Below are 9,338 nucleotides of genomic sequence, written 5' to 3'. Positions count from 1 at the left end.
GAGACCCCGACCGGGCGTCCGCGCCGTGCCATCCTGGGGAGGTGAGCGGGAAGGTGAACCTGGAGGACCTCGTACGGCTGCGGCGCGCACGCGACACGATGGACCGCGACTACGCGTCGCCCCTCGACGTCCCCGCCCTGGCCCGGGTCGCCCTGATGTCGACCGGGCACTTCGCGCGGAGCTTCCGCGCCGCCTTCGGCGAGACGCCGTACAGCTATCTGATGACCCGTCGCGTCGAGCGGGCCAAGGCCCTGCTGCGGCGGGGCGACCTGAGCGTCACCGAGGTCTGCTTCGCGGTGGGGTGCACCTCGCTCGGGTCGTTCAGCTCGCGCTTCACCGAGCTGGTCGGGGAGACGCCGAGCGCCTACCGGGCCCGCGACCACGAGGAGGGGGCCGAGATCCCCGCGTGCGTCGCGAAGGTGTTCACCCGGCCCGTCAGGAACAGGTAGCCGACGGTTCCCGAACGGTCAGGATCGGAGAAGCGGGGCCCCCGCCCGCCGCCGTAGCGTCGACGGCATGGACCTCACCCTCTCCCAGTGCTTCATCGCCGTCGACGACCACGACGAGGCGCTCGTCTTCTACCGCGACGCCCTCGGCCTCGACGTCCGCAACGACGTCGGCTTCGAGGGGATGCGCTGGGTGACCCTCGGGTCGCCCGCGCAGCCCGGCGTGGAGATCGTCCTCGAACCGCCGCTCGCCGACCCGGGCGCCTCCCCCGCCGACCGGCAGGCCGTCGCGGAGCTGCTCGCCAAGGGGCTGCTGCGCGGCGTGATCTTCTCCACCGACGACGTCGACGCCACCTTCGAGCGGATCCGGGAGTCCGGCGCCGAGGTGCTCCAGGAGCCGTTCGACCAGCCGTACGGCGTCCGCGACTGCGCCTTCCGCGACCCGGCCGGGAACGTGATCCGCTTCGCCCGGCGCCGTACCGCCGGCTGATCCCCGGTGCCGTACCGTCGGCCGGCCTCCCTGCGCCGTACCACCGGCCGCCTCCCGGCGCCGTACCACCGGGAGGCCTCCCTGCGCCGTCTCCCGCCGTGGCAGCATGGGCCGGGGCCGACGAGGAGGGCGGGGCATGGCGGTCGAACGCGTCTGGCTGGACGTTCCGTACGCCGAGAAGGACGAGGCGAAGCGCGGCGGCGCCCGCTGGGACCCGGCGGCCAGGCGGTGGTACGCGCCCCGGCCGGGGATGGCGGAGCTCGCGCGCTGGACCGCCGCCGCCGACGTGCCCGAGCTGCTGCCCGGGGAGGACCGGGGCCTCGGCAGCGGCCTGTTCGTCGACCTCGTGCCCCGGACCTGCTGGTTCACCAACGTGCGGTCCTGCGTCGCCCCGGCCGACTGGGAGCGGCTGCGCCGGATGATCACCCGCCGGGCCGGGCAGCGCTGCGAGGCCTGCGGGGCGGGCGAGGACCGCGCGGCCCGGCGGTGGCTGGAGGCCCACGAGCGCTGGACCTTCGACGAGGCCGCCCGCGTCCAGACCCTCAAGCGGCTCATCTGCCTGTGCACCGACTGCCACACCGTCACGCACTTCGGCCTCGCGCAGGTGCGCGGTCTCCAGGACCGGGCCCTCGCCCATCTGCGGAAGGTCACCGGGATGAGCGGGGCGCAGGCGCGCGAGCACGTGGAGATCGCCTTCGAGGTCTGGGACCACCGCTCCCGGTACGACTGGGAGCTCGACCTCGGCATCCTCACCGGCGCGGGCGTCACCCTCGCCGCGCCCCCGAACGCCGACGCGCGCGCCCGGGTCGCGGTGGAGACGCTGAACCGGCTGGGCGGCGGGAAGCCGTAGTCCGGGTACGGGAACCCACTTCCTCCGCTTCTCGACGATCCGCCACGGATCGTTCCTCGTTACCCTGGCCGCATGACCTCCATGGCCCCCGCCCGCACCGAGCCCGACCTCTCCTACCTCCTCGACCACACCAGCCACGTCCTGCGGACGCGGATGTCGGCCGCCCTCGGGGAGATCGGGCTCACCGCCCGCATGCACTGCGTCCTGGTCCACGCCCTGGAGGAGGAGCGCACGCAGGCGCAGCTCGCCGAGATCGGGGACATGGACAAGACGACCATGGTGGTGACCGTCGACGCCCTGGAGAAGGCCGGGCTCGCCGAGCGGCGGCCGTCCGGCACGGACCGGCGGGCGCGGATCATCGTCGTGACCGAGGAGGGGGCGAAGGTCGCCGCGAAGAGCCAGGAGATCGTCGACGGGGTGCACGAGGAGGCCCTCGCCTCGCTCCCCGACGACGAGCGCACGGTGCTGCTCCGCGCCCTGGACCGCCTGGCCACCGGCCATCTGGAGACCCCCGTCGAGAGCCCGAGGCCCGCCCGCCGGGCCCGTCAGCGCGGGTGAGCGGCCCCGTGATCCGGTTCCGTGATCCGGTTCCGTGATCCGGTTCTGTGATCCAGTTCCATGATCCGGTTCCGTGATCTAGTTCCGTGATCCGGTTCCGTGATCCGGTTCCGTGATCCCGGCGTCGCCGTCCTCTCCACGCCGGCCGCCGCCCGCACCGAGTCCCTCGCCGGGGCCGGGCGGTCCGCCGCCGAGGCCCTGACCGGCGGCCACCACCTGGCCTTCGGCGTCGGCACCGGCCTCCTGCTCGCCGCCCTGGCCGTCGCCGCCCTCGTGCTCCGCACCCCGGCGAGGGGAAGGCCGGAGGCCCGTACGAAGAGCCTCGGAGCACCGGAAGCCTCCCCCGCCGCCTGATGACGGCCGGTCGATGACGGCCGCCCGGTGACAATGGCCGCATGAGAGCCGACCGACTCGTCGCCGCCCTGCTCTTCCTCCAGACCCGGCCCGCCGGGGCGCGGGTCACCGCCGCCGGACTCGCCGCCGAACTGGGGGTGTCGGAGCGGACGGCCCGCCGGGACCTCGAAGCGCTCGCGAGCGCCGGGGTCCCGGTCTACTCGCAGCCCGGCCAGGGCGGCGGCTGGGCGCTCGTCGGCGGCGCCCGCACCGACCTCACCGGTCTGACGGCCCCCGAGATCCGCGCCCTGTTCCTCCTGACCGGGCCGGACTCCGCCGCCGCGAACCCCCGCGTCCGGACCGCCCTGCGCAAGCTCGTACGGGCCCTCCCCGCGCCCCTCCGGGAGGGCGCCGAGGCCGCCGCCCGCGCCGGGGTCGCCGACGGCACGGACTGGACGGGCGCGGAGACGGAGGAAGAACGGCTCGCCCCGCTCCAGCGGGCGGTGGTGGAGGGGCGGGAGCTGCTCATCGGGTACGCCCGTCCCGGCCGGGAGCCGCGCGAACGGACCGTGCAGCCGCTCGGAATCGCCACGAAGTCCGGCGTCCGCTACCTCGTCGCGGACACCGGCGACGGGCTGCGCACCTTCCGCGTCGGCCGCGTCACCTCGGTGGCCGAGACCGGCGCCCCCGCCGTGCGTCCCGAGGGCTTCGACCTCCCCGCCGCCTGGCGCGCGCTCGCCGCCCGCATGGAGGACCGGATGGTCGCCGCGACGGTACGGGGCAGGGCCGCCCCCGGCGCCGAACCCGTCCTGGAGGGCCTGCTCGGCGGGCGCGTGCGGTACGGGGAGCGCGGCCCGGACGGCTGGACGCCCTTCGAGGCCGACGGCCCCTCCCCCGAGGTGGTCGCCGCCCGGCTCGCCGGACTCGGCGCCCGCGTCGAACTCCTCGACCCGCCGGAGGCCCGCACCGCCCTCGCCCGCATCGGCGCCGAACTCACCTCCCTGTACGGGGAGCCGGCACCCGCAGGCACTCCGGGAGCTCCTGCGCGTGCACGAGCGTCAGGCGCGACACGGCCCGGGTGAGCGCCACGTACAGCCGGTTCGCGCCGCGCTCCCCGGCCGCCGCGATCGCGGCCGGTTCGACCACCACGACGTGGTCGAACTCCAGGCCCTTGGCGAGGGCGGCGGGCAGGACGCTCACCCGCTCCGGCGCGCCGTGCGCATCCGCCACCGCCTCCGCGACCGGGCCCGCGAGGGCGTCGGGCGCGATCACGCCCACCGAGCCCTCCGCCGCGAGCGCCGCCCGCACCGCCTCCCGGGCGCCGGCGAGGAGGTCCGCCGTCCGGTGGACGGTCACCTCGCCGTCCGTGCGCGCCGACCGGCCCGGCGGGACGTCCGCGCCCAGGTGCGGCAGGAGCCGGTTGGCGAGGTCCACGATCGCCGCCGGGACCCGGTGGCCGAGCGTCAGGGGCACCACCCGCGCCTCCGGCTTCCCGAGGTGGGCCAGTTGCCCGCGCCAGTCGCGGGCGGCCCACGGGGTGGTGCCCTGGGCCAGGTCCCCGAGGACGGTGAGCGAGCCGAAGGCGGTGCGGCGGGCGACGGCCCGGCACTGCATGGGCGAGAGGTCCTGGGCCTCGTCCACGACGACGTGGCCGTAACCCCCGGGACGTTCGATCAGGCCCGCGAGCTCGTCGAGGAGAACGAGGTCGGCGGCGGACCAGCGGGCCGTGCGGTACGAGCGCGGGGGCCGCGCCCAGCGGATCGCGTCCCGCTCGGCGGCGGTCAGACCCGTGACGCCGCCCGGGTCCGTGTCGCCGTCGCCCGCATCCGTACCGCCGTCGCCCGCATCCGTACCGCCCGGGTCCGTACCGCCGCCCGCGAACGTCCCTCCCGGGCCCGCCCCGTCCGGGTCCGTGAGCAGCTCCGTCAGGACCTCCTCCGGGGTCGCCTTCGGCCAGCACGCGTCCAGGAACGCCGTCACCGGGCGCGACCGTTCGATCCGGCGCGTCCAGGCCGTGCCCCGGGGCCCCGACCGGCGTTCGGCGCGGACCCGGAGGGCTCGGACGACCCGGGCGCGGACCCGCTCGCGGCCCGTGGCGTAGGGCGGCGCCTCCTCCCGCACCGCCGTGACGATCGCGGCGAGTTCGGCGGCCGGGAGCCGCCAGTGGTAGGCGCCGTCGGAGACGGTCAGGTCGTCCGCCGGGGCCGGGTCGACGCGGGCGTACAGCGCGCGGCGCAGCACCTCCGCCATCCGGGGGCCGTGTTTGACCCGGGCCGCCGCGTCGCCGTCCTCGGCGCGTACCGGGTGGCGGGCGATCTCCTCGTCCAGGGTGGTCTGGCGGATCCCGCTCTCGCCGAGCGCGGGCAGCACCTCCGCGATGTACGCGAGGAAGGTCCGGTGCGGGCCGAGGACGAGGAGGCCGGAGCGGCGGATCCGCTGCGGGTGGGTGTAGAGCAGGTACGCGGCCCGGTGCAGGCCCACGGCGGTCTTGCCGGTGCCGGGTGCGCCCTGCACGCACAGGGAGGCGGCCGGGTCGGAGCGCACGAGGTCGTCCTGGTCGGGCTGGATGGTGGCGGCGATGTCCCGCATGGGGCCGGTCCGGGGGCGCTCGATCTCCCGGGCGAGCAGGACCCCGGCCGCCCCTTCCCCGCCGTCCGCGAGGTACTCGTCCTCCAGGGCCGTCAGGTCCTCCGGGGCGCCGGAGCCGTTCGGGGCCCAGCCGAAGCGGCGGCGGCGCAGGACGCCCTGGGGGTCGTGGGCGCCGGCCTGGTAGTAGGCGCGGGAGACGGGGGCGCGCCAGTCGACGACGAGCGGCGGGGCGGCCGGGTCCTCCGCGATCCGGCGACGGCCGATGTGGTGGGTCTGGCCGTCCTCGCGGTCGAGACGGCCGAAGAACAACGGCCCCGGCGGCTGCTCCCCCATCTCCTTGGCCCGGCCGCGCAGGTGGCGGCCGAGGGCCTCGGCGTCGGCGCCGGAGGCGGCCGTGTCCTCGCCGGTGACGACCTGCCCGGCCGCGTCCTCGGTCATGCGGGCCAGGGCGGCGCGGCAGGCGTCGTGGTGGGAGCGCTCGCGGGCGAGCTCGGAATCCGGGTGGGCGGCGGGGTCCAGTGACGTCATTCCGACGAGCCTAACGGAAAACGTTACCGGGTTACATTTTTTACTCAGTCAGGCGGCCGCCCTGTACGGAAGTCCCTCCCGCAGCGTCCCGAACGCCTTCCCCGCCGCCGCCACCGCGTCCGCCGCGACCGCGTCCGCCGTCTCGCCGCCCGCGATCCGGGCCGCGTTCCCGTCCGCGAGGATCCGGAGCACGGCCACGATCTGCCCGGCGGCGAGCCGCGCCACCAGGGGGTCGCCGCCGAGCGCGCCCGCGAGGGCCGCCTCCGTACCGGCCTGGTACGCGTGGAGGCGGGCGAGCAGCGCCGGAGTGCCGTAGAGGAGGCGGTGGTACGCCAGGACCTCGGGCGCGTCGCAGAGCCCGGTGACCGGATCGCGCCGCCCCAGGCCGTCGAGCAGGTGCGCGTACAGGGCGTCGAGCGGGGCCGTGCCGGTGGCGCGCCCCGCCTCCACCACGCGGGCGGGCTCGTCCTGGTGGTCCGCGAACCGGTGCAGGGCCAGGTCCTCCTTGGCCGGGAAGTACCGGAAGAGGGTCGGCTTGGAGACCTCGGCGGCGGCGGCCACCTCCGCGACGGAGACGCCGTCGAACCCGCGCTCCAGGAAGAGCGCGATCGCGGCGTCCGACAGGGCCTGCCGGGTGCGGGCCTTCTTGCGCTCGCGCAGGCCGGGCTCGCGGGCGCCGGGCTCGCGGGGGCCGGACTTTCGGGCGCCGGGCTCGCGCAGGCCGGGCTCGCGGGGGCCGTCCCCGGACGCGCCCGTCACGACCGGGTCCCCTTCCCCGCCACCAGGACCGCGACCCCGTCCAGGATCCGGTCCAGGCCGAAGCGGAACTCGTCCTCCGGGGCGTCGGCGACGTCCAGGACGCCCGAGCCCAGGACCCGCGTCACCGCCGGGTACGCCTCCGGGTCCGCGAGCCGCCGCAGCGTGCGGGCGTACCGGGCCATGACCTCCTCCGGCGGGTCGTCGCCGGCGGCGACCACGGCGGCGAGGTCGGCCGTCATCGCGGCCTCGTTCTTCACGTAACCGGCCACGAGCATGGTCACCGAGAGCACGGAGCCCTCGTCCAGGCCCGTCCCCTCCAGGGCGACGAGGGCCCTCTCCCACCAGGCGACCATGTTCGGGGTCGCGGGCGGTCCGGCGACGGGGACCCGCAGCAGCCAGAGGTTGCGGTGGTAGACCTCGCGCATCGCCCAGGCCCAGGCCGCCATCGCCCCGCGCCAGTCGGTGCCGGGCGGGGAGAGCTCGGGCGGGGCGCCCGTCGCGGCCTCCTGCATCAGGACGTACAGCTCGCTCTTGGCGGAGACGTACCGGTAGAGGGACATGGTCGAGACGCCCAGCTCCTTGGCGACCCGGCCCATGGAGACGGCGTCGAGGCCCTCGGCCGAGGCGAGGGCGACGGCCGCGCCGACGATCCGGTCCAGGGTCAGACCGGGCTTGGGGCCCTTGGTGGGGCGCTCCCGCACCCCCCAGGCGGCCTCGATCGCGGGCGGCAGGAAGGACCCGCCACCGACCGCCCCCTCCGCCGAACCACTGGCACGGCCGTTCGACCGCCCGCCCGCCGGGACGGCTCCCCGCTCGTCCTCCCGGCCGCTCTCGCCGTCCGCCATGACCTTCCGCCTCCGCACCTCGTCCACCTCGCGGGCCGCGCGCGGCACGTACGACCCGCACGGCCCGCACGGCCCGCACGAACCGGCCCCGTACGGACCCCACGCTTGACGCCCATCCTAGTAATGCGTAACCCTTACACAGTAACGCGTAAGGCATACGCAGTACCGGCGCGGCGTCCCGTCGTGCCCTCCGCGAGCCCAGGGAGCACGTCATGCCTCCGGCCATCGAAGCCACCGGCCTGTCCAAGAGCCACGGCACCGTCCGCGTCCTCGACGCCCTCGACCTGCGGGTCGCCGAGGGCACCGTCTTCGCCCTGCTCGGCCCCAACGGCGCCGGGAAGACCACCGCCGTCCGGATCCTCGCCACCCTCACCGCCCCCGACGCCGGCCACGCGCGCGTGGCGGGGCACGACGTCGTCACCGAACGCTCCCGGGTCCGCCGCGCGATCAGCCTCACCGGCCAGTCCGCCGCCGTCGACGAGACCCAGACCGGCGCCGAGAACCTGCGGACCGTCGCCCGGCTCTCCGGGCTCTCCCGCCGCGCCGCCGCCCGCCGCGCCGCCGAACTCCTCGAACGCTTCGGCCTCACCGGGGCGGGCGACCGCCTCACCGGCACCTACTCGGGCGGCATGCGCCGCCGCCTCGACCTCGCCGCGGGCCTGGTCCGCGACCCCGGCACCACCCGGGTGATGTTCCTCGACGAACCCACCACCGGGCTCGACCCGCGCAGCCGCCAGGAGCTGTGGGACGCGGTCCGCGAACTCTCCGCCGCCGGCACGACCGTCCTCCTCACCACCCAGTACCTGGAGGAGGCCGACCGGCTCGCCGACCGGATCACCGTCCTCGGCGCGGGCCGCACCCTCGCCGCCGGCACCCCCGCCGCGCTCAAGTCGCGGTACGCGGGCCACCGGCTCGACCTCGTCGCCCGGGACCGGGAGGGCTATCTGCGCCTCACGTCCGCCGCCGCCGGCCGTACGGCCACCGCCGCGCCCGAGGCCCTGGCCCTCGGCGTCCCCACCGACGGCAGCGCCGCCCACGTCCGGGAGCTGCTCGACGTCCTCGACCCGGAGCGCCGGGACATCGCCCGCTTCACCCTCCACACGGCCACGCTCGACGACGTCTTCCTCGCCCTCACCGACGCGACGGCCCTTCCCACGAACGACAAGGAGCCCAGCCGTGTCTGACGCCCTCTCCGCCGCGGGCGTCCTCGCCGGCCGCGGCATCCGGATCAGCCGCCGCAACCTCGACGCCGTCCTCACCTCGATGCTGCTGCCGGTCATGCTGATGCTGGTCTTCGTCTACTTCTTCGGCGGAGCCATCGACACCGGCACCGGCACCCGGTACGTCACCTACGTCGTCCCCGGCGTCCTCGTCCTCTGCGCCGGGTTCGGCGCGGCGGGCACCGCCGTCTCCGTCAGCGAGGACATGCGGCGCGGGGTGGTGGACCGTTTCCGCACCCTCGACGTCGGCGGCACGCCGTTCCTGGCCGGGCACGTCGCCGCGTCCCTCGCCCGCAACCTGCTCTCCACCGCGCTCGTCCTCGGCGTCGCCTTCCTCATCGGCTTCCGCCCCGCCGCCTCGCCCGGCGGCCTGCTCGCGGCCGTCGGCCTGCTGCTCGCCTTCATCACCGCCGTCTCCTGGCTGTCGGCGGCGGCCGGTCTCGTCGCCAGGACGCCGGAGGCGGCCGGCGCGGTCACCTTCCTCATGATGTTCCTGCCGTACCCCAGCAGCGCGTTCGTCCCGATCGACAGCATGCCGGGCTGGCTGCACGGCTTCGCCGGACACCAGCCGGTGACCCCGCTGATCGAGTCGATGCGGGGGCTGCTGCTCGGCCTGCCGGTGGGGAACGCGCCCTGGATCGCGCTCGCCTGGTGCGCGGGCCTGTGCGCCCTCGCGCTCGCCGTCGCCGGCGTCCTCTTCCGCCGCCGCACCCGCTGAGA

The 9,338-nt window shown here is 76.2% G+C and carries 11 protein-coding genes; 8 read left to right on the top strand and 3 right to left on the bottom strand.

The features are described from left to right. Window positions 1-53 precede the first annotated feature (53 nt). From ACIP5O_RS14675 to ACIP5O_RS14650, 6 genes are all read left to right on the top strand, one after another. Entirely contained in the window at window positions 54-449 is a 396-nt protein-coding gene (locus tag ACIP5O_RS14675) for a helix-turn-helix domain-containing protein (protein WP_401293510.1), read from the top strand. 67 nt (window positions 450-516) lie between these two features. Next, window positions 517-936, top strand: coding sequence for a VOC family protein (locus ACIP5O_RS14670; RefSeq protein ID WP_401292853.1), 420 nt, complete (start codon window positions 517-519; stop codon window positions 934-936). A gap of 136 nt (window positions 937-1,072) precedes the next feature. After that, window positions 1,073-1,786, top strand: coding sequence for a DUF5710 domain-containing protein (locus tag ACIP5O_RS14665; protein ID WP_401292851.1), 714 nt, complete (start codon window positions 1,073-1,075; stop codon window positions 1,784-1,786). Between the two features lie 72 nt (window positions 1,787-1,858). Continuing rightward, the gene (locus ACIP5O_RS14660) at window positions 1,859-2,344 is read left to right on the top strand and encodes a MarR family winged helix-turn-helix transcriptional regulator (protein WP_401292848.1); all 486 of its coding nucleotides are present in this window, start codon (window positions 1,859-1,861) and stop codon (window positions 2,342-2,344) included. A 99-nt stretch (window positions 2,345-2,443) separates the two neighbouring features. Beyond that, complete coding sequence (locus ACIP5O_RS14655) at window positions 2,444-2,698, top strand: hypothetical protein (protein WP_401292845.1); 255 nt, start codon at window positions 2,444-2,446, stop codon at window positions 2,696-2,698. A 41-nt stretch (window positions 2,699-2,739) separates the two neighbouring features. Further along, the gene (locus tag ACIP5O_RS14650; protein ID WP_401292843.1) at window positions 2,740-3,759 is read left to right on the top strand and encodes a helix-turn-helix transcriptional regulator; all 1,020 of its coding nucleotides are present in this window, start codon (window positions 2,740-2,742) and stop codon (window positions 3,757-3,759) included. On the opposite strand, the gene ACIP5O_RS14645 is transcribed toward ACIP5O_RS14650, so the two are convergent. Genes ACIP5O_RS14645 through ACIP5O_RS14635 form a run of 3 tightly spaced genes read right to left on the bottom strand, consistent with a single transcriptional unit; the run spans window position 3,671 to window position 7,398 of the window. Next, complete coding sequence (locus ACIP5O_RS14645; protein WP_401292840.1) at window positions 3,671-5,794, bottom strand: HelD family protein; 2,124 nt, start codon at window positions 5,792-5,794, stop codon at window positions 3,671-3,673. The two genes, ACIP5O_RS14650 and ACIP5O_RS14645, sit on opposite strands and share 89 nt — an antisense overlap. A 48-nt stretch (window positions 5,795-5,842) precedes the next feature. Continuing rightward, window positions 5,843-6,514 (bottom strand): TetR/AcrR family transcriptional regulator, encoded by a 672-nt coding sequence (locus tag ACIP5O_RS14640; protein WP_401293508.1) that lies wholly within the window; start codon window positions 6,512-6,514, stop codon window positions 5,843-5,845. A 35-nt stretch (window positions 6,515-6,549) separates the two neighbouring features. Continuing rightward, the gene (locus tag ACIP5O_RS14635; RefSeq protein WP_401292838.1) at window positions 6,550-7,398 is read right to left on the bottom strand and encodes a TetR/AcrR family transcriptional regulator; all 849 of its coding nucleotides are present in this window, start codon (window positions 7,396-7,398) and stop codon (window positions 6,550-6,552) included. Window positions 7,399-7,610: 212 nt separating this feature from the next. Here ACIP5O_RS14635 and ACIP5O_RS14630 point away from each other — a divergent pair, with 212 nt between their 5' ends. Further along, complete coding sequence (locus ACIP5O_RS14630; RefSeq protein WP_401292836.1) at window positions 7,611-8,582, top strand: ATP-binding cassette domain-containing protein; 972 nt, start codon at window positions 7,611-7,613, stop codon at window positions 8,580-8,582. After that, window positions 8,575-9,336, top strand: coding sequence for an ABC transporter permease (locus ACIP5O_RS14625; protein WP_401292834.1), 762 nt, complete (start codon window positions 8,575-8,577; stop codon window positions 9,334-9,336). Before ACIP5O_RS14630 ends, ACIP5O_RS14625 begins: the two co-directional genes overlap by 8 nt. Window positions 9,337-9,338: the final 2 nt, after the last annotated feature.

This window comes from Streptomyces sp. NPDC088915 (genome assembly GCF_044749825.1).
Taxonomy (GTDB): domain Bacteria; phylum Actinomycetota; class Actinomycetes; order Streptomycetales; family Streptomycetaceae; genus Streptomyces.
The sequence above is the reverse complement of the archived record's forward strand: the minus strand, read 5'-3'. Positions and strand labels throughout refer to the sequence as shown.